The 19,584-nt window shown below is 65.2% G+C and carries 19 protein-coding genes; 10 read left to right on the top strand and 9 right to left on the bottom strand.

Going from position 1 to position 19,584, the window contains the following annotated elements; all coding sequences use genetic code 11:
* Window positions 1-217: 217 nt before the first annotated feature.
* From U1R88_RS16310 to U1R88_RS16325, 4 genes are all read left to right on the top strand, one after another.
* Entirely contained in the window at window positions 218-1,990 is a 1,773-nt protein-coding gene (locus tag U1R88_RS16310; RefSeq protein WP_322432297.1) for a cytochrome c biogenesis protein DipZ, read from the top strand.
* A 121-nt stretch (window positions 1,991-2,111) separates the two neighbouring features.
* Window positions 2,112-2,678 carry a TetR/AcrR family transcriptional regulator gene (locus U1R88_RS16315; protein WP_322432173.1) on the top strand — a complete coding sequence of 189 codons (567 nt, stop codon included), beginning with the start codon at window positions 2,112-2,114 and terminating at the stop codon, window positions 2,676-2,678.
* 52 nt (window positions 2,679-2,730) lie between these two features.
* Window positions 2,731-3,699: a quinone oxidoreductase family protein gene (locus U1R88_RS16320; RefSeq protein ID WP_322432174.1), complete on the top strand. Its 969-nt coding sequence runs from the start codon at window positions 2,731-2,733 to the stop codon at window positions 3,697-3,699.
* A gap of 134 nt (window positions 3,700-3,833) precedes the next feature.
* Window positions 3,834-5,246, top strand: coding sequence for an amidase (locus tag U1R88_RS16325; RefSeq protein ID WP_322432175.1), 1,413 nt, complete (start codon window positions 3,834-3,836; stop codon window positions 5,244-5,246).
* A gap of 32 nt (window positions 5,247-5,278) precedes the next feature.
* Here U1R88_RS16325 and U1R88_RS16330 read toward each other — a convergent pair whose 3' ends face one another.
* The 6 genes from U1R88_RS16330 to U1R88_RS16355 form a co-directional block, all read right to left on the bottom strand.
* Complete coding sequence (locus U1R88_RS16330; protein WP_322432176.1) at window positions 5,279-6,061, bottom strand: branched-chain amino acid ABC transporter ATP-binding protein; 783 nt, start codon at window positions 6,059-6,061, stop codon at window positions 5,279-5,281.
* 1 nt (window position 6,062) lies between these two features.
* Complete coding sequence (locus U1R88_RS16335) at window positions 6,063-6,806, bottom strand: ABC transporter ATP-binding protein (RefSeq protein ID WP_322432177.1); 744 nt, start codon at window positions 6,804-6,806, stop codon at window positions 6,063-6,065.
* Window positions 6,796-7,761, bottom strand: coding sequence for a branched-chain amino acid ABC transporter permease (locus tag U1R88_RS16340; protein WP_322432178.1), 966 nt, complete (start codon window positions 7,759-7,761; stop codon window positions 6,796-6,798). Before U1R88_RS16340 ends, U1R88_RS16335 begins: the two co-directional genes overlap by 11 nt.
* Window positions 7,762-7,773: 12 nt before the next feature.
* Window positions 7,774-8,673 (bottom strand): branched-chain amino acid ABC transporter permease, encoded by a 900-nt coding sequence (locus U1R88_RS16345; RefSeq protein WP_322432179.1) that lies wholly within the window; start codon window positions 8,671-8,673, stop codon window positions 7,774-7,776.
* A gap of 69 nt (window positions 8,674-8,742) precedes the next feature.
* Window positions 8,743-9,957 carry an ABC transporter substrate-binding protein gene (locus U1R88_RS16350; protein WP_322432180.1) on the bottom strand — a complete coding sequence of 405 codons (1,215 nt, stop codon included), beginning with the start codon at window positions 9,955-9,957 and terminating at the stop codon, window positions 8,743-8,745.
* A gap of 342 nt (window positions 9,958-10,299) precedes the next feature.
* Window positions 10,300-11,601, bottom strand: a complete 1,302-nt coding sequence (locus U1R88_RS16355) for an epoxide hydrolase family protein (protein WP_322432181.1) — start codon at window positions 11,599-11,601, stop codon at window positions 10,300-10,302.
* A gap of 315 nt (window positions 11,602-11,916) precedes the next feature.
* Here U1R88_RS16355 and U1R88_RS16360 point away from each other — a divergent pair, with 315 nt between their 5' ends.
* From U1R88_RS16360 to U1R88_RS16375, 4 genes are read left to right on the top strand one after another with little or no spacing between them, the layout of a single operon-like run.
* The gene (locus U1R88_RS16360) at window positions 11,917-12,957 is read left to right on the top strand and encodes an alpha/beta fold hydrolase (protein ID WP_322432182.1); all 1,041 of its coding nucleotides are present in this window, start codon (window positions 11,917-11,919) and stop codon (window positions 12,955-12,957) included.
* A 38-nt stretch (window positions 12,958-12,995) separates the two neighbouring features.
* Window positions 12,996-13,517: a cytochrome P460 family protein gene (locus tag U1R88_RS16365; RefSeq protein WP_425545445.1), complete on the top strand. Its 522-nt coding sequence runs from the start codon at window positions 12,996-12,998 to the stop codon at window positions 13,515-13,517.
* A gap of 32 nt (window positions 13,518-13,549) precedes the next feature.
* Window positions 13,550-14,077, top strand: coding sequence for an isoprenylcysteine carboxylmethyltransferase family protein (locus tag U1R88_RS16370; protein WP_322432183.1), 528 nt, complete (start codon window positions 13,550-13,552; stop codon window positions 14,075-14,077).
* Window positions 14,078-14,137: 60 nt separating this feature from the next.
* Window positions 14,138-14,923 (top strand): alpha/beta fold hydrolase, encoded by a 786-nt coding sequence (locus U1R88_RS16375; RefSeq protein WP_322432184.1) that lies wholly within the window; start codon window positions 14,138-14,140, stop codon window positions 14,921-14,923.
* 232 nt (window positions 14,924-15,155) lie between these two features.
* Here U1R88_RS16375 and U1R88_RS16380 read toward each other — a convergent pair whose 3' ends face one another.
* Window positions 15,156-15,917, bottom strand: coding sequence for an FkbM family methyltransferase (locus tag U1R88_RS16380; protein WP_322432185.1), 762 nt, complete (start codon window positions 15,915-15,917; stop codon window positions 15,156-15,158).
* A 515-nt stretch (window positions 15,918-16,432) separates the two neighbouring features.
* On the opposite strand from U1R88_RS16380, the gene tsaA reads away from it, so the two are divergent.
* The gene (gene tsaA / locus U1R88_RS16385) at window positions 16,433-16,927 is read left to right on the top strand and encodes a tRNA (N6-threonylcarbamoyladenosine(37)-N6)-methyltransferase TrmO (RefSeq protein WP_068284414.1); all 495 of its coding nucleotides are present in this window, start codon (window positions 16,433-16,435) and stop codon (window positions 16,925-16,927) included.
* A 158-nt stretch (window positions 16,928-17,085) separates the two neighbouring features.
* Here the strand turns inward: tsaA and U1R88_RS16390 are convergent, their stop codons facing one another.
* Both U1R88_RS16390 and U1R88_RS16395 read right to left on the bottom strand, forming a co-directional pair.
* Window positions 17,086-17,733, bottom strand: coding sequence for a pyridoxine/pyridoxamine 5'-phosphate oxidase (locus U1R88_RS16390; protein ID WP_322432186.1), 648 nt, complete (start codon window positions 17,731-17,733; stop codon window positions 17,086-17,088).
* Window positions 17,734-17,739: 6 nt separating this feature from the next.
* The gene (locus U1R88_RS16395; RefSeq protein ID WP_322432187.1) at window positions 17,740-18,516 is read right to left on the bottom strand and encodes a class I SAM-dependent methyltransferase; all 777 of its coding nucleotides are present in this window, start codon (window positions 18,514-18,516) and stop codon (window positions 17,740-17,742) included.
* Window positions 18,517-18,679: 163 nt separating this feature from the next.
* On the opposite strand from U1R88_RS16395, the gene U1R88_RS16400 reads away from it, so the two are divergent.
* Window positions 18,680-19,573 (top strand): LysR family transcriptional regulator, encoded by an 894-nt coding sequence (locus tag U1R88_RS16400; protein ID WP_322432188.1) that lies wholly within the window; start codon window positions 18,680-18,682, stop codon window positions 19,571-19,573.
* Window positions 19,574-19,584 lie beyond the last annotated feature (11 nt).

Here is a 19,584-nt window from a genome sequence, read left to right on the forward strand (position 1 = left end):
CCGGCGGCGCGGATACGTTCCGATACAATCGGGGCCGCATTGCCGGCGCCTTGCTTTTTGTGTCCATGTGTCGCCGCCGGACCGGCGCCTACACTCCGGTACAATCGGCCAAGGCCCCGGACACATTCACGATACTCGCGCACGCCACATCAGCCTCCTTGCCCGTCGGACCTCTCTGCCATCGTGGGCCCGACACTCCGTTGCACAGGAGACAATGATGGTTCTTCTAGCCATTGCCTTTTTCGGCGGCGTGCTGACCATTCTCAGCCCCTGCATCCTGCCCGTTCTCCCCTTCGTCTTCGCCGGGGCAGACCTGCCCTTCCTGCGCGGCAGGCTGCCCATGCTTGCCGGCATGGCCGGCAGCTTTGCGCTGGTTGCGACCCTGGCGGCCGTCGGCGGGAGCTGGGTCATCCAGGCCAACGAGTTCGGGCGCCTGGCTGCGCTCGCGCTTCTGGCCATGTTCGGCTTGAGCCTGATCTCGCCGCGCCTCGCCGGTGCGGTCACCCAGCCGATCGTCGACCTCGGCAACCGGCTGCACGGTGCCTCGGCCGCCTCGGGCGCGCGGACCGCCGGCAGTTCGCTCATGCTCGGCGTGGCAACGGGCCTGCTCTGGGCGCCCTGCGCCGGGCCGATCCTCGGCCTGGTCCTGACCGGCGCGGCTCTTCAGGGCGCCAATATCGAGACGACGTTGCTGCTGCTCGCCTATGCGGGTGGCGCCGCCACCTCGCTGGCCGGCGCCCTCCTGGTGGGCGGCAGGCTGCTTGCGGGCATGAAGCGTTCGCTCGGCGTCAGCGAGCGCGTTCGACAGGGCCTCGGCGTGGCCGTGCTTGCCGGGGTTGGCACGGTTGCCCTGGGTCTGGATACTGGCCTGCTGGCGCGGCTCTCCTATGCCAGCACGTCAACCATCGAGCAGGCCATCCTCGACAGGCTGCATGTGGATCCGCGAACCGCCATAGCGTCGGGTCTCGCCGGCGGCGGCATGCTGATCGCCAGCGCCAAGGCCGAGACCCCCTTCCGCAGTGATCTTCCCGTCGAGAGCCAGGCTCCCTCGCTCGACGGCGCCGTGGCCTGGCTGAACTCGCCCCCGCTCACGACGGAGCAACTGCGCGGCAAGGTGGTGCTCGTCGATTTCTGGACCTATTCCTGCATCAACTGCATCCGCACCACACCCTATGTCCGTGCTTGGGCAGACAGATACAAGGACCAGGGGCTGGTGGTGATCGGCGTGCACGCGCCCGAATTCGCCTTCGAAAAGAAGCTCGGCAATGTCAGGCAGGCGGTCAAGGATTTCGGCATCTCCTATCCCGTGGCGGTCGACAATGACTATCGCATCTGGCGCGCCTTCCAGAACAGCTATTGGCCGGCCTTCTACCTGATCGATGCCCGAGGCCAGATCCGCTACCACAATTTCGGCGAGGGCAATTATCGCCAGACCGAACAGGCGATCCAGGACCTGCTGCGGGAGGCCGGCAGCGACGGGCTCACGAAAGAAGCGGTCACTCCCGCTACGAAAGGCGCAGAGGCCAGTCCCGACCTCGGCAATCTCGGTTCGCAGGAGACCTATCTCGGCTATGGCCGCGCCGACAATTTTGCCTCGTCAGAGCGTCTGGCGCCTGACGCGGCCCGCGACTATTCGGTCACCGATCCCGGGCTCAATCAATGGGGCTTGTCGGGCACGTGGACCGTCGGTCCGGAAAAAGCCGTTCTCGACAAGGCAGGCGGCGGCATCAGCTATCGCTTCAGCGCCCGCGACCTGCATCTCGTGCTCGGTCCCGGCGCTGCCGGCAAGCCCGTGCGCCTGCGGGTCACCGTCGACGGCAAGGCGCCCGGTTCCGACCATGGGGCCGATATCGATGCGCAGGGAAACGGCCTGGTCACCGAGACGCGGCTCTACCAGCTCGTGCGCCAATCCGGCAGCGTGGCGGCGCGGACCTTCGAGGTCCGCTTTCTCGACCCCGGCGTCGAGGCCTATGCCTTCACCTTCGGATGACGACTTTCCGGGGCGTACGGTTCGGCGTCTCGATATGGCGTGGTCCGACGCAATGGCGAAAGCAGGGTTCCCATTCAAGATTTTTCTTGAACATTCGTTCCCGAATGTTTAGGTGATCGACATGGCAAGATTACGGGAATTCGACACTGACGCCGCCCTCGACGCCGCGATCGGCGTATTCAGGGAACATGGCTTCGAAGGCAGTTCGGCCCAGATGCTCGTCGACGCCATGGGCATCGGCCGGCAAAGCCTCTATGCCGCCTTCGGCGACAAGTGGCAGCTCTATTGTGCGGCGGTCCGCCGCTATGGGCTGGGAGAATGCTCGGCCCATTTCGATGCCCTGCGAAGCGGCGCACGCGGCATGGATGGCATCAAGGCGATGCTGCGCCGGGTGGTCGATACGGCCGACCGGGCCTGCCTCGGTACCGGCTCGATCTGCGAGTTCGGGGTTTCCCGCGCCGATCTCGCCGAGATCAACGCCTCATTGGCCCGAAGCCTGGGCGGCGTCCTTGCCGGCCGGGTCCGGGACGCGCAGCGCGAAGGAGACGTCGCCGCCGGCCTCGATCCGGACAGAACGGCTGAATTTCTGGTCGCCAGCATCGCCGGCATCCGGATTGCCGGGCGCAGCGGCGCCGACCATCGGATCCTGGCCAGCCTGGCCGACATGGCCCTGAGGGCCCTGTGTTAGGCCCTTTTTTTGTAAAATTCAGGAACGAACATTCAAAATTGGAGTATGAGAAATGAAAGCCATCGTCATGAACGGAATCGGCGGAGGCGACAGGCTGAGCCATGTCGAACACGCCGAGCCGGTGCCCGGCCCCGGTGAGGTCCTGGTCGAGGTCGCCTTTACCGGCGTCAACTTCATGGATATCGGCGTCAGGCAGGGCATGGCCTGGACTGAAATGCCCAATCCCAAGATTCTCGGCGTGGAAGGTGCCGGCCGCGTCCTGGCGCTGGGTGACGGCGTCGAGGACTTCAAGCCGGGTCAGCGCGTTGCCTGGGTCTATGCGCCGGGCAGCTATGCCGAGCGGATCGCGATCCCGGCCAGTGCGCTGGTGCCCGTACCCGACGCGATCGACGACGGGACTGCCGCCTCGATCATGATGCAGGGTCTTACAGCCAGTCACTTCGCCACCGACTTCTATCCCGTTCAGCCCGGCGACACCGCCTTCGTCCACGCCGCCGCCGGTGGCGTGGGGCTGCTGCTGACGCAGATCATCAAGCTGCGGGGCGGCCGGGTCATCGGGCGGGTTTCGACGCCCGACAAGGTGGCCATGGCCAAGGCGGCCGGCGCCGACCATGTGATCGTCGATGCCGAAGGCCAGTTTGCCGAGGAGGCCCTGCGCCTGACCAGGGGCGAAGGCGTCCACGTGGTCTATGACGGTTCGGGGCCCGCCACTTTCCAGGGCTCGCTCGACATCCTGCGCCGGTCCGGCACGTTCTGCTGGTACGGCCCGGTCCTGGGCGGCCCCGGCCCGCTCGACATCATGAGCCTGCCGAGGAGCATCAAGATCGGCTACGCGACCTTTTTCGATCATATCCATACGCCCGAACTGCTGCGCAGGCGCTCGGCCCAATTATTCGACTGGCTGGCCGAGGGCAAGCTCGCGGTTCGGGTCGGCGGCAAGTATCGGCTGGCGGATGCGGCCAGGGCCCATGCGGACATGGAGAGCCGCAGGACCACGGGCAAGCTGCTGCTTGTCCCCTGACCACCGGGCCCTGTCTTAGCAGAGGCCTCGCAGGCCGGCTCCAGTGGTGCCGGCCTGATGGCGATCCGCATCTTGGTCTTTCCTTGCCGGGCCGCGCCATGCTTTGCTGGGCCGAATCCGGCGAGGAGACTGGTATGGGCGCAGACGACATTTCCGCATTCGCAACAGCGGCCGAACTCGGCCGCCTGCTGGCGGAGGGGCGTACCACCTCCGAAGCCATCACAGGCCGCGCCCTGGCGCGCATCGCCGCCCATGACAGCACGCTCCATGCCTTTGTCGGCGTCTTTGCAGAGGAAGCGCTCCAGGCTGCCGTCGCGTCCGACCAGCGCCGTCGCCACGGCGAGGCGCGAGGCTTTCTCGACGGCGTCCCCTATGCCGCCAAGGATCTGTTCCATGTCCGGGGTTGGCCGACAAGGGCCGGTTCCAGGGCTCTCGGCGCCGAGCCCCAGACTGTGACGGCCAACGCCGTGACGCGCCTCGCGGAGGCCGGCATGGTGCTCGTGGGCAAGGTGCAGACCGTCGAATTCGCCTTCGGCGGCTGGGGTACCAATCCTATCACCGGCACGCCGCTCAATCCACGGGATCCCGATGTCCCCCGGGCGCCCGGTGGCTCCTCCAGCGGCTCCGGCGTGGCGGTTGCCGCCGGCCTGGTTCCGGCCGCGCTCGGCACCGACACCGGCGGCTCCATCCGCAACCCCGCCGCCATGTGCGGCATCGTCGGCCTGAAGACCACCGTCGGCCGGATCGGGCGCGGGGGTCTCATGACCCTCGCCACCTCCTTCGACAGCGTCGGTCCCCTCACGCGCTCGGTTGAGGACGCAGCCTTGCTGTTTGCCGCCATGACCGGGCGGGATCCACTCGACCCGGCGACATTCGGCGTGCCGCCGGTCGCCCTGTCGAGCGCGCCGGAGCATGACCTTGCCGGCCTTCGCCTGTGCATCCCCGCCGCTGCGGGCCTTGCCGCTGTCGAGCCCCTCGTCTTCGAGCGCTTCCGGGCAGCACTTGCCGATCTCGAGGCACTCGGTGCGGACATTCGGGAAAAGGCGATGCCCCGGCCGCCGGAGGCTTATATGACCCTGACCGGTGAGCTGATGTCGGCCGAATCCTGGCACCATCTCGGCCGCTATGCCGGGCCGGACGACAGCCCGCTGCATCCGGATGTACGGTCGCGCATCCTCAAGGGCAGGCAGGTCGACGCCGCCCGTTACCAGGATCTGCTGGAACAGCGGCGCGCCGCGCAGGTCGAATTCGCCGCCTATCTGGAGGGCACGGACGCATTGCTGACGCCCACGGCCCCGATCCTGCCGCCGCCGCTGGCCGAGATCGACGAGACGAAGACACCGCTCGGCACCTTCACGCGCTTCGTCAACCTGATGGACATGGCTGCGCTCAGCATCCCGACCGGCCTGGTCGGGACCGGCCTGCCGACCGCCCTGCAGATCGCGGTGCCACGTTTCGAGGAAGCGCTGGCCCTGCGCATCGGCCGAGCCCTCGAAATCCGCCGCGGCGGGCTGTTCGAGCCACCGCCCGCCTATCAAGCGCCCTGAGCCATGCCGTTCAGGCGATGTGGCTCGAACTTCTATTCCCCGCTCGCATAGAGCCAGCGCGCCACCAGCGCATCGGTGTCGGTGCCGAAATCGTCACGCTCTCCTTCCGAGAAGACGGTGCCGTTCTTCACCACATAGACGTAGTCGGTGATGGCAAGCGCGGCGCGGATATCCTGGTCGACCAGCAGCACCGCTTTCGACAGGTCGAGCGCCAGGCCCTGTACGATGTCGTAGATGGTTTCGCTGGTCTGCGGATCGACTCCGGCCGTCGGCTCGTCGATCAGATAGACGGAGGGATCGGCCATCAGGCTGCGGGCGATCTCGACCTGCCGCTGCTGGCCGCCGGAAAGCTGACCGGCCGGCTGACCGCGTTTCTCCCGGATGACGGGAAAGCGCTGATAGGCACTGTCGAGACGCTCGGCCAGCATCTGCTTCTTCGGCCTCGCATGCCACAGGCCGAGCTTGAGATTGGCCTCCACTGACAGATGCGGAAACAGGCTCGGCCGCTGCGGCAGATAGGCGACGCCGAGACCGAGCATGCGGAAGGGCGGGCTGCCGGTGATGTCCCTGCTGCCCAGCAGCACGCGGCCGGCGCTGGGGCGCAGGAAGCCGAACAGCGATTTCAGGAGGGTCGACTTGCCGGTGCCGTTCGGCCCGACCACGCAGGAGATGCGGCCGGGCCAGGCCTTCACCGAAAGACCGCGCAGAATGTCGATGTCGCCGGTATAACCGGCGACGAGACCTTCGCAGGCCAGCAAGCCAGGCCCGTCGCTCCAGCGCGGCTCGGCAGGGACGGACGCCGTGGCCGGGTTCATTTCAAGGCCCTCCCATGCGCGTGCCGGTATAGGCGCGAACCACGTCGGCATTGCGGAGCACGTCCGACACGGCGCCGTCGGCGATCTTGCGGCCCCGCGCCATCACCAGCACGCGGGTGACGACCGAGCGCACCGCATCCAGATTGTGGTCGACCAGCACGATGGTATGGCCGTCCCGGTTCAGGCTGCGGATATGCTCGACGATCTCATCGAGCAGGCGCGGATGCACACCGGCGAAGGGTTCGTCGAGCAGGAGCAGGCGCGGCCGCAGCATCAGCGCGCGGCCGAGTTCCAGGAGCTTCTGCTGGCCGCCGGAGAGCGCGCGCGCATAATGGTCGGCAAGGTGCTCGAGCCTGAGGAAGGCGAGCACGCCGCGGGCCCGCTCCTCGGCCGTCCGGCGGCGTTCCGAGGCGTCCGAGAGGGCGGGAACGATCAGGTTCTCCATCACCGTCATACGCCGGAACAGCCGCGGCACCTGGAAGGTGCGCGCAATGCCGCGGCGGGCATAGAGATAGGCGGGCTGGCCGGCCATGTCGGCGCCCTCGACCTCGATGCTGCCGCCATCGGGCTTCAACGCGCCCGTGACCATGTTGATGGTGGTGGTCTTGCCCGAGCCGTTGGGACCGATCAGGCCCAGTATCTCGCCGCGCTGCAGGGTGAAGGACAGGTCCTCGACGGCATGAATGCCGCCGAAATGCTTGGCGAGGCCGCTGACGGAGAAGAAGGCTGCGCTCTCATTCGGCATGGCGTTTCCCAGCTGGTTGGCCTGCCTGCGCGGTCCGGCGTGCCCGGCCCCAGCGCTCGATCATCGGATAAAGGCCGTTCTGGGCGAAGCGCTGCACCAGGATCAACACCAGGCCCATCAGGACGAAGCGCCATTCGCCATACGCCCTGAGGAATTCCGACAGCACGAAAACCACGACGGCGCCGATGACCGCGCCGGGCAGGCTCTCGATACCACCGATCACCGCCATGGCGATCACCAGTCCCATTTCGGGCAGGATGGCGATGTTGGGCGTCAGAATGCCGATGAAATGCCCGTAATAGATGCCGGCCACGGCGGCGATCATGCTGGTGACGACAAAGACCAGGATCTTGTAGCGCGTCGTGTCGATACCGCTGGCCCGCGCCGCGCCTTCATCCTCGCGAATGGCACGCAGGAACAGGCCGACACGCGTTGCCAGGAGGCCGTTCATCGCCAGCATGGCAGCGACGACGAGGCCAAGGCCGAGATAGTAATAGGGCAGGTCCGACCGACCGGCGAACAGGGTCGGCACCGGCAGGCCGAGCATGCCGCGGGTAACGCCCTCCTCGGCCACCAGCACCATGCGGAAGATCTCCGCGAGGGCGAGCGTGAACAGTGCGAGATAGGGGCCGGACAATCGCAGCACCAGGGCGCCGATCAATGCGCCGGCAATCGCGGCGAGGATGACGGCCAACAACATGGAGAGGGCGAGCGGCAGGCCGAGCAGGCTGGTACCGAGAGCCGAGGCATAGCCGCCAAGGGCGGCGAAGGCGACATGGGCGAAGGAGAACTGCCCGGCGAAGCCGGCGAGCATGGCCCAGCTCGCCGCCAGCAAGGCGTAGTACCAGGCGATGGCACCGACATGGATCCAGTAGGTGCCGGCGCCGAGCGGGGCGAGCAGCGCGGCGATCAACAGGATGGCCTGGACGGCCTGGGACAGGGAGAAGCGCGCCATGGTCTGCCCGGCCTATTCGAGGCGCAGATGCGAGCGGCCGAAAAGGCCGGTCGGCCGCACGAGCAGCGTGACGACGAGCAGCAGGGCGCCGAAGGCCTGGGTGTAGGCCAGCGCCCGGTTGGGATCGGGCAGATAGCCGACACCGAGGCTCTGGACGAGGCCGAGCAGGATGCCGCCGACGATCGAGCCGCCGACCGAGCCCATGCCGCCGAGCACGATGATGATGAAGGCCTGCACGCCCGGCAGGTCGCCCATCGAGGGCGAGAGCGCGAAGACCGGGGCGATCAGCGCGCCGGCTCCACCGGCCAGCGCCGAGCCTAGCCCGAAGGCGACGGTATACATGCGCTGCGGATCGATGCCGATGACGGCGGCGGATTCGCGGCTCTGGCTGACGGCATCGAGCGCCTGGCCGAGCGTGGTGCGCTTGAGAAACAGGGCGAGCCCCACCAGCAGGATCGCCGCGACGACAGCCGCGATCAGCCGATCATAGGGCAGGATCAGCGGGCCGGCGATCAAGACCCCTGCCATGAAGGAGGGCGGCGATTTGGCGAACGGTCCGAAGACGACGAGACCCAGATTGGTGAGCAGGATGGTGAGCCCGAAGGTGACGATGATGGCGTATTCGTCCTTGCGCTCGACCTTGTCGGTATACATCGGCGCGATCACCAGCCGCTCGAAGGCGATCCCGAACAGGAACAGGGCGATCATCGCGCCGATGACGCCGAGCAGCGGATGCAGGCCGAGGCCGGTGATCAGGTAGTAGGAGGCATAGCCGCCCAGCATGTAGAGCGAGCCATGGCCGAAATTGACCACCTTCAGCACGGAGAAGACCAGCGTCAGACCCGAGGCGATGAGCGCGTAAATGAGGCCGATCACCAGTCCGTTGACGGCGAGGAGAAGAAAATAACTCATGACCGGGTCACCATCGGCTGCAGCGGGCTAGGGCCGGCGGTCGAAGCCGGCATCCGTCGGCACGCTCCATCAAGGCAGGATCTTGTCCGTGGTCGCCCAGTTCTTGGGATAGACGATGGCCGCCTCTTCCGGGCTCTGGTTCTCCGTGGTGTACTGGATGATGGTGAAGGGCACGTCCATGAACTGATGGAAGGCCCAGGCCGGGGCCTTGGTCGCCGGGAAATTATAGGTGGCGTTGGCGCCTTCGAACTTAACCGCCTCGAGAGCCTTGACGATCGCGGCGCGATCGGCAGATCCGGCCTTGCGGATGCCCTCGACCACCACGCCCAGCGTGTCATAGGCTTCCAGGGCGACGCCCGTGGGCGCCCGCTTGTAGCGCTCGGTGAACGCCGCCACGAACGTCTTGGCCTTGTCGTTCCATTGCGACTTCGGCTGGGCGACGTTGACGATCAAGAGATTCTTGGCGCAGGCACCAGTGACCTCCCAGACCTCCTTCTGCAAGAGGCCGGACGAGCCAATCAGCTTGGTCTCGGCGGTCGGGGCAAGGCCGAGCTGGCAGGCCTGCTTCACCAGCTGGTACTGGGCCTGGCCGGCGATCACCATCTGGATGGCGTCGGGGCGCGGGCTCTGGCTCATCAGGCGCAGCAAGGCGGGAGTGAAATCCTGCTGGTTGAGGTCGATGGTGACCAGCGTGTTGGCGACGTTCTTGGCCTGGAGCTCACTGGCGATGATCTTGGCGCCGCCCTGGCCGAAATCGGTGTTCTCGGCGATGATGGCAACGTTCTTGAAACCCTGTTCGACCGTCCAGTCCGCGGCCTTCACATAGACCAGCGAGTTGGCGGGGGAGACGCGGAAGACTTCCGGATATTGCTTGGCGGTGACGTCGTCGGCCCAGACATCGGTGCCGACCCAGGGCACGCCATATTTGTGCGCCTCTTCGATTTCCGCGAGCGCCACGGAGGAATGGAACTCCCCGAAGATCGCCGAGACATTGTTCTTGGTGATCAGCCGGACCGCGGCTGCGCTGCCTTCCGCCGGCTGCCCCTTGGTGTCCTCATAGGTGACCTGGAGCTGGCGGCCGAGCACGCCGCCGGCCTTGTTGATCTCGTCGACACCAAGCTGCACGGCCCACTGCATTTCCTGCCCGCCGGAATAGTTACCGGGCGGCGATAGGGGCCCTACCCAGCCGAGCGCGATGGGCTCCTCGGCCAGAACCGGCGTCACGGCCAGCGAGGCGGCAAGAATTGCGAGCGCCCCGAGACGCCTGCGGATCGAGCGGTTCATGCCGATGTCCCCCTTTTCCTGCTTGTTTTTTTCAGACAATTACACCCGTTCATGAATTGCAAATAAAAAGTCACCTGCCGGAGCGGCGGGTGTTGTTGAGATCAATAATATCATTACAATTTCTTCGTCACCTTCGGCTCATCGCGCGTGGCGGAAGCCGCGAACACAGGCCAGTTGTTGCCGGGAAGCTCACCATTGCCTGCCGTATTTCTCGGCGAAGAACGGCATGACCGATGCAACCCTTGCGGATCTCTCCACGAAAGCTGCCAGAGCGGGCAAACAACAACGTCAGGGTTTCAATGGCGCCCGCCTGGATGGGAACGGGCGCCGATAGTGATCGCGTCAGCGCAGCGACCGGAAGGCGGCGCGAACTTCCTGCACGAAGAGGCCCGGCTGCTCCCAGGCTGCGAAATGGCCGCCACTCCCAGCCTCGCTGAAATAGACGAGGTTGTGATAGCACCGCTCCGCCCAACTCCGGGGCGCGCGATAGATCTCGCCCGGGAAGACCGTCACGGCGACCGGCAGTTCGGGAATGTCGACGGCGTTGAAATTGTTGGAGTGGTCTTCCCAATAGATGCGCGCCGCCGAAGCGCCCGTCTGGGTTAACCAGTAGAGGGAGATGTCGTCGAGCATCTCGTCCTTGGTCAGCACCTTCTCCGGATCGCCGCCGCTATAGGTCCAGGTGGCGAATTTCTCATACATCCACGCAGCCATGCCCACGGGTGAATCCACCAGGGAATAGCCGATGGTCTGCGGGCGCGTGACCATCATGGTCGCGTAGCCCGAGCTGTCCTTGTAGAAGACATCGAGGGCGTCGAAGGCCCGCCACTCGTCCGGCGTGAGGCTTGCCGGCGCCGGACCGCCCGCCGTCAGGATCGCGGCGATCTCCTTGGGCACCGTTCCCGGCATGTTGACATGGATGCCGATCAGGCCGGGCACCTTCTGTAGGGCCATGCGGTGGGAGATCACCGAGCCGCAATCGCCGCCCTGCGAAACATAGCGCTCATAGCCCAGGCGCCGCATCAGCACGGACCAGGCCCGGCCGATATGGTCGGAGCCCCAGCCCTTGGCCGTCGGCTTGCCCGAGAAGCCGAAGCCGGGGATCGAGGGCACCACCAGGTGAAAGGCGTCATTGGCGTTGCCGCCATATCTGGTTGGGTCGACCAGCGGATCCATCACCTTCATGAATTCCAGGATCGAGCCCGGCCAGCCATGAGTCATGATCATCGGCATGGCATTGGCGTGCGGCGAGCGGATATGGATGAAATGGATGTCGAGGCCGTCGATTTCGGTCACGAACATCGGCAGCGCGTTGAGCCTGGCTTCCACCTTGCGCCAGTCATAGGAATCCGCCCAATAGGCGACCAGCGGCTTCAGCCGTTCCAGCGTCACGCCCTGCGAGAAATCCGACACCGTTTCTTCGGGCCAGCGCGCGGCCTTCAGGCGCCGGCGCAAATCAACGAGATCTGCCTCGGCGATCGCGATCTTGAAGGGCCTGACATCACTTCCGGCTCCCGCCGCATAGAGCGCGGTGGGGATCAGGCCGACGAGCGCCGCGGCGGCGGCCGACTTCAGCAAAGTGCGTCGCGATGTGTCGAACCTGAGCGAAGGCATATTGTTTGAAGACACGCTGTTTGAAGACATGGGGCAACTCCATTCATTTCGCGGCAGCCCTGCTGCCGGTGCCCCCCGTCTTTGGCGATGCCATGTTTGCCCGATATGTCCTCGCCGCCCCCGATCGGCATCCTGCTGTATCCGGCCTGCCTGCAGATACATTGCCATACAGGTACTGCCTAAATGGGCTCCCCAGACCAGCAGCCGCATTGGGCCGATTGTATCACTGTGTATAGAGGCGGAAGGGGCTTACATAGCCTTTCAAATCCAGCTGATGGCGACATAAGGCCGATACAGTGTTGCGGCTTCTTACGGCCACAACTTCAGCAATCGGGATTCATGTCGATGTCGGAACAAATCGAACAATCGCGCCGCGGCCTGCTCGGCACCATGGCATTCGGAGCCGTTCTCGCGCAGCTCGGCGCGATCGGCGCCGCCAGCGCGCAGGCCAATTCCACCTCGACCGCCTCCGGCCGCGGCGCGCACACCTCCTTCGCCGCGCTCAAGCAGGTCAAGGCCGGCGTGCTCGATGTCGGCTATGCAGAGGCCGGGCCGGCCGATGGCGCTCCCATGCTGCTGCTGCATGGTTGGCCCTATGACATCCACAGCTATGTCGATGTTGCCCCCATCCTGGCGGCCGCCGGCTACCGCGTGATCGTGCCCTATCTGCGCGGCTATGGCAGCACCCGCTTCCTGTCGGCCGAGACGCCCCGCAATGGCCAGCAGGCGGCGCTGGGGAGCGACGTCATCGCGTTCATGGACGCATTGAAGATCGAGAAGGCCGTCATCGGCGGCTATGATTGGGGTGCCCGCACGGCCGACATCGTCGCTGCCCTCTGGCCCGAGCGCTGCAAGGCCCTGGTCTCGGTGAGCGGCTATCTCATCGGCAGCCAGGCACTGAACAAGGCCCCCCTGCCCCCGAAGGCGGAACTGCAGTGGTGGTATCAATTTTATTTCGCCACCGATCGCGGCGAAGCCGGCTATGCGAAATACACCCATGACTTTGCCCGGCTGATCTGGGAGCTCGCCTCGCCGCAATGGAAGTTCGACGACGCGACCTTCGCCCGCTCGGCGCAGGCCTTCGACAATCCCGACCATGTCGCGGTCTCGATCCACAATTATCGCTGGCGGCTCGGCCTGGCGCAGGGCGAAGCCAAATATGACGCGCTGGAGAAGAAGCTCGCCGCACTGCCGACGATCACCGTGCCGACGATCACCATGGAAGGCGATGCCAATGGTGCGCCTCATCCGGAGCCGGCGGCCTATGCCAAGCGGTTCTCCGGGCGCTACGAGCACCGCCTGATCACCGGCGGCATCGGCCACAATTTGCCGCAGGAAGCTCCTGAAGCCTTCGCCAAGGCAATGCTCGACGTCGCCCGTTTCTGATCCGGACCAGGACCCCGATGATGAAGACCTCAGTGATCATGCCCTTGGCCGGAGCCCTCCTGGCGGCGGCGGTCGTCGCCACGGCCGGGGCGCTCGCCCAAGGTACGAGCAGCCCCACGAGCACATCCGCAAGTGCCTCCAAGCCGGCATCGCCGATCTATGGGGTCACCATTCCGGACGGCTACCGGCAATGGGAACTGGTCGCCCCGGCGCTGGAGCACGAGCCCCTGAACGAGTTGCGCACCGTGCTCGGCAACAAGACCGCGCTCGACGCCTATCGCGCCGGAACCCTGCCCTTTCCCGATGGGACGGTACTGGTCAAGCTGGCCTGGAAGCATGTCCAGTCGCCCGAATTCGAATCCGCCTTGGTACCGGGGCAGGCGACCACGGTGCAGGTCATGGTCAAGGATTCGAAGAAATATGCCGCCACCGGCGGTTGGGGCTTCGGGCGCTTCATCGACGGCAAGCCAGTGGACCAGGCGCAGCACGAGACCTGCTTTGCCTGCCACGAGGCGCGCGTGAAGGCCCGTGACTATGTCTTTACCAGGCTGGCGCCATAAGGCGCCCTGCTCCAGAGGATCCGGGAATTTCCATGCCGTTTCATCTCATCCTGTTCGCCGTCGCCGCCTTTGCCTGGCGCCTCATCACGCTCGTGATTTCGGCACGGCACGAAAAGGCCTTGAAGAGGGGCGGCGCGACCGAATATGGCGCGAAGAACAGCATCTTCCTCGCTGCCTCTCACGTGCTCTACTACATCTGCGCGGTCGCCGAGGCGGCGGCCGGCCTACATGAGCCGAACACGCTGGTGTCTGCCGCGGGCATCGTGGTCTATCTCGCCTCCGCCCTCGTCCTCGTCTCGGTCATCCGCTCGCTCGGCGGCCTGTGGACGATCAAGATCATCATCAGCCCGCAGCATCGACGGGTCCAGAGCGGCCTGTTCTCGTTCGTACGGCACCCCAACTACTTTCTGAACATCCTGCCGGAACTCATTGGTTTTTCTCTAGCTCTCAATGCCTATTGGACGCTGGTGATCGGCATTCCTCTCTATCTCATTCCCCTGGTGACCCGCATCCGGCAGGAAGAGGCCGCCATGCGCGCCACCTTCGCCCCCGAGATGTAGCCGGGCGTTTTCATCCTCCACCCGACACAGGCTGCGGGTGACAACCCGAAGGAAAATCCGATGAAGAACTTCGTGAAGGGGCTGGCGATCGCCGGCGCCCTGCTGCTGAGTGCGCCCGCGCTGGCCGAGACAGCCAAGCCGACCGTGGTGCTCGTGCATGGCGCCTTTGCCGACGCCTCGAGCTGGAACGGCGTGATCCAGCGCCTCGAAAAGGACGGCTATCCCGTCGTCGCCGCCGCCAATCCGCTGCGCAGCGTGCGCGGTGACGCCGACTCGGTGGCCAGCCTGATCGACAGCATCAAGACGCCCGTGGTCCTGGTCGGCCATTCCTATGGCGGCTCGGTCATCAGCGAGGCCGCCACCGGCAAGGCCAATGTCCAGGCCCTCGTCTATGTCGCCGCCTTTGCACCCGATACGAGCGAGACCGCCATCGGCCTTACCGGCAAGTTCCCCGGCTCGACGCTCGGACCGACACTGGCCCCGCCGGTGCCGATCTCAGGCAGCGGCAAGGATCTCTATATCCAGCAGGCCAAATTCCCCGATCAGTTTGCCGCCGATGTGCCCAAGGGCGAGGCAAAGCTGATGGCCGCCACGCAGCGCCCGATCGCCGAGGCCGCGCTCGGCGAAGCCTCGACCGAGCCGGCCTGGAAGACCATCCCCTCCTGGTTCGTCTATGGCGACAAGGACCGCAACATCCCGCCGCAGGCCCTCGCCTTCATGGCGGAGCGGGCCCATTCCAAGCAGACCGTGGTGGTCAAGGGCGCTTCGCATGTGGTGATGGTGTCGAACCCGGCTGCGGTCGCCAAGCTGATCGAGACGGCGGCGCAGGGTGCACCGGCCAAATAGACTGGCACTGCCGTAAGGACATGGGGCTTCGGCGACCGCGGCTCTCCCGTAGCCCACACGATGCCCGGGACTTTCAACGAAAGGGAGCCGTCCGGATTTCGAAACCGGACGGCTTCATCCAGGACAGGTGTCGGAAAACCCGGCGCCCCCCTTGGAGGGGACGGCACCCGACAAATATCGGTACAGACGGTAAAGGGATGTGTGACGGTCCGTTCGCCGTGCCGCCGGCTCCTCAATTGTCGCGCGCGGCCCCGACGACCCGTGCCAGGAACTCGACCAGCCGCGGTTCGAACCGTTCGCCCAGAAGGCACAGGCAGTCGTGGCGGTCGTAGATGATCTCATAGCCGAGTTTCTCGAGAAACTCGCCGATCGCCTGCGACGCTTCGGCCGAGAGCGCCACATGCTCGAACAAGATCGCCGAAGGGCGGTGACGGTCGAAATCGAAGGTGCGCAACACGATGTCGTCGCAACCCTCGACATCGACCACCAGCAAATCCGCCGTCTCGAATCCTGTTTCCCGGCAGAGCGAGTCGAGCCGGCGCGTGGCGACCGGAACGGTCTCGATCATCCCCGCCAGATCATCATATTTGAGTTCGTGCATCATGATCGTCGGCAATGAGAAGCTGCTCAGCACGTCCTCGCCGCGAACAATGTGGAAATCGCGCCTGCCCTCCTCTGACCAGATCGCCTCGTCGCGAAAAACCAGCCCAGGGCCTGTGCCGTAATGGGCACGCAGCCGTTCCATCGCAGCCGGTACCGGCTCGACCAGCAGTCCGCGCCAGCCGCCTTGGATCACATGCCGGCTGATGGGATCGCCGCGCATGCCGTCATTGGCGCCGACCTGCACGAAGGTGACCGGCGCCCCGTCGGGTCTGATCATGGAGAGCACGTAATCGACGATCTCGGCGAAGATGAACTTCGTGTTGCGCGGCTCCTTCTTGCAGAACACCGAACTCGAAAGGCCGGCAACGCCGGGATAGGCAGGTCGGTTCATCGCAATTCGTCACTTTCTTTGATCGTGGTGAAGCGGCACCACTCCGAAAGGACATGGTCCTCCAGGGGCGACTGCTTGCCGGGCGTCGCGGCCGGTGCGGGGCTGGCCGACGACGATGCGTCCGCCATCCCACGACCGCCAGGGTGGTGAAGCACCATAGAAAACCGATGCCGAGATTGCCAGGGTCACGCCGATCCCCGGCTTGACGACGAAGGTCGTGCCGGCCGCAACGACGAGTATCTGCTATCGTCGACCGGGACTGGGACAGGAACTTTCACGCAGCATCAGGATTACCGCGCTTGCTACCAATCCGCAGAATAGGCGACTCGTCATTCTCGGCCGAGCATGGCGAGGGGAAGAGGATCCAGGGGCTGGCGAGCACAGGCCTTGGCCCTGGATCCCGGCCCCGCCGCCTTTGGCTGGACCAGGAATGACAGCGTTCTGTCGATAGAGGGCTGATATGAAAGGCCCGGTGATATACACGCGAGGGCAAGCTTCGCGAGAAGGATCCGAGCATGGTTCGTGAAAGCGAAATCCGGCGGAACGAGGTGGCGGTTACCCCTCCCGAGCCGACCGATGCGGGGCTTGTCTTCATTGGCCTGATACGGACACCATGGACGTCGAGGCTGATGGCTCCGCGACAGGGCCGGCCGGACGGGCCGGTCTGCCGCATCGAGATCTTCGAGCCATGGCAGGCAGCACTCGACGGCATCGAGCGCTTCGAACGCCTGGAGGTCCTCTACTGGCTGCACCTGTCGCGCCGGGATCTCGTCCGTCAAAGTCCCGCCGACAACGGCACCACCCATGGCACATTCGCACTCCGCTCGCCGGTCCGCCCGAACCCGATCGGCACATCGATCGCGACGCTGGTGGCCCTTGAAGGATCGACGCTGCTGGTTCGCGGGCTGGATTGCCTGGATGGCACCCCCTTGCTGGACCTCAAGCCCGATCGCGCCCTGTTCAAGCCGATCGCACCGGAGCAGCCAGGCGATCGGGAGACACAGGCCTGAGCTAAAGCGTTTTGCGATTTGGTGGAATCACCAAGAATCGCAAAGACGCGTCGAATCAAAGAGCTAGAGCAAAAACAACGTTTCCGTCTAAACGCGCTTTGCTCTAGTTCCCTCCTCTTCCTACCCCGCAATATCGCCGGCGGACAGGAAACGGGAAATCAGGGCCACAGCTTTTCGCGTGTCCATCCCGTCGCTTCCTGCCGGTAGCGCAGGCGTCGATGCCGACGCTCCGTATCGCCTTGCCAGAATTCCACCTCGCGCGGAGCCACGATGAAAAGACCCCAGTGCCGCGCAACCAGATCCGGCCTTTGCCGCATACGGTCTAGCTGCAATTCGAGCGCATCCTCAAGATCTTTTGCCGACACCAGCGGCTCGCTCTGCCTGTCGGTCAATGCAATTGCCCGTGCGCCTGCCGGGCGGGCGAGAAAGTCGGCGTCGCGCTCATGCGGGCCCGCTCGTTCGACCGAGCCGCGAACGCGCACCTGGCGCCCGAGTCGCATCCAATAGAAGGTCAGCGCCACCTGGGGGTTGAGCGCAATCTGGCCTCCCTTCGGGCTCTGATCGGTGGTCGCGAAATGCCAGCCGCGATGATCGAGATGCTTGAGGACGAGGATGCGCGCATCCGGCGCGCCCTGCTCGTCGACGGTCGAGAGCACCATGGCATGCGGTTCTTGCACGCCGGCCTGCACCGCATCTCGGAACCACGAGGAAAACAAAAGCCGCGGATCGTCCGGTACCTCATCCATGTCGAAGGCCGGAAGGGGACCGGCCAGCGAATTCAAGCGGCGTAATTCGTCCTTCATCATCGCCCCTCATGGCCTCGACATGATCAACCGCAGCGAGCCTTCGAAGAAGGGCTGGCTGCGGAGTTTGCCATAGCGCTTGTCCCAGGTTCCGTCCTTCAGGTCGCGACTGAGATCGGCGACGAAACGCTCGCCGACGGAGGGGTCGACAAAACTCCAGGCGGAGTTGGCAAGCCGTGCACCGGGCTCGAGCAGACGCTCCGGCCTGCCGTAATAGGCTTCGCCGAAGCCGTCGACGCAGTTCAAGGGGATGGGAACGGGCCTGATCTCGATACCGCCGGCGAGCGCGTCGGCAATCGCGGCCATGGCTGGATAACGGCGTGCCTCGACGGCGATCATCTCCGGGGCGTAGGCATGCAGCCAACAGCGTTCCAACGCATCGGGATCGCAGCTGAGAATCGCGACCGGCCCTCGCGTGACGCGGCGCATCTCCCTCAACCCCTGCCCGAGATCCGCCCATTGGTGCACCGTGAAGGTCGCCATGCTGGCATCGAAACTCCGGTCGGGGAAAGGCAGGCGTTCGGCCGTCGCATCGATTGCCGGCGACAGACGGGGCGGCCGCTGTGCCCGCATCGAGGCGGAAGGCTCGACCGCCGTCACCTTGCGGTCGACCGGTTCGTAGGACCCCGCTCCAGCGCCGACATTGAGCACGGTTGCCGCATCGCCCAAAGCCTCCAGGATGAATTGCGCGATGTGGGGATCGGGCTGGCGGTAGGTCCTGTAGCCACCGCCGATCACGCCGTAATTCGCGTCACCGGCGCTGCCATCCTCATGTCTGCCGTACATGCCCTCTCTCCTGTGCTGGCTTGGAACAAGGCGAACCGCACGCTCGCCGCGTCGCCCTCCTCTGTTCCAAAATGGCGATACCTATCTTCCGGAACACAGAAAGCATCATGATTTACAGGATGAAAATCGATATGATCGAACACTCATTGTTCGGAAATTGCACATGGCAAGGCATATCCCCTCGCTGAACGCGCTGCGTGCCTTCGAAGCGGCAGGCCGCCGCGGCCTGATGACGCGCGCGGCCGAGGAACTGAACGTCACGCACAGCGCCGTCAGCCGCCAGATCCAGCATCTGGAGCAGGTTCTCGGCGTACCGCTTTTCGAGGGCCCGAAGAACAGGCTGCGTCTGACCGATGCAGGCACAACCCTGCTGGCGGGGCTGGTGAAGGCGTTCGACCAGATCGACATGTCGGTTCGCTCGGTAGCCGACACCGAGCAGGGTCCCTTGGACGTCTCGTGCCCCGGCACCTTCACCATGCGCTGGCTCATTCCGCGGCTCTACCGCTTCCAGGCCGAGTTTCCCGAGATCGAGGTGCGCCTGACGGCCTCGTCCCGCCCGGTCGATTTCAGCAGGGACGGCTTCGACGTCGCCATACGTGTGGGCGCACCGCCCTGGCCGAAAGGAGCCGACGTCATCGGCCTGTTTCCCGAGCAGACTGGCCCGGTGCTCGCTCCACCGCTGGCTGCAGCATCATCCAGGGGCCTTGGCGGCGTACCCCAGCTTCACACGCGAACGCGGCTGCGGGCCTGGGACGATTGGCATGCATACTCGGGGCAATCGATCGGAGCAGGGCCGCGCGTCGAATATGAGCATTTCTACTTCATGCTGGAGGCGGCCCGGGCGGGCCTCGGCGTCTGCGTTGCACCATGGCCCTATGTCAGCGAGGACATCCATTCCGGCCGCCTGCAGGCACCGATGGGTTTCCTCGACAGCGGCCACACCTATGTCGCCCTGCGCCGGGCGAGGCGCAACCGCAAGTCCAGCCTGTTTTGCGACTGGCTTCGCACCGAAGCCATCGAGTTTCTGAAATCCGACCCGCCGACTGCACCAAGCTGAATCGTCGTTTT

The sequence above is a fragment of the Labrys sedimenti genome, from assembly GCF_034424805.1.
Lineage (GTDB): Bacteria > Pseudomonadota > Alphaproteobacteria > Rhizobiales > Labraceae > Labrys > Labrys sedimenti.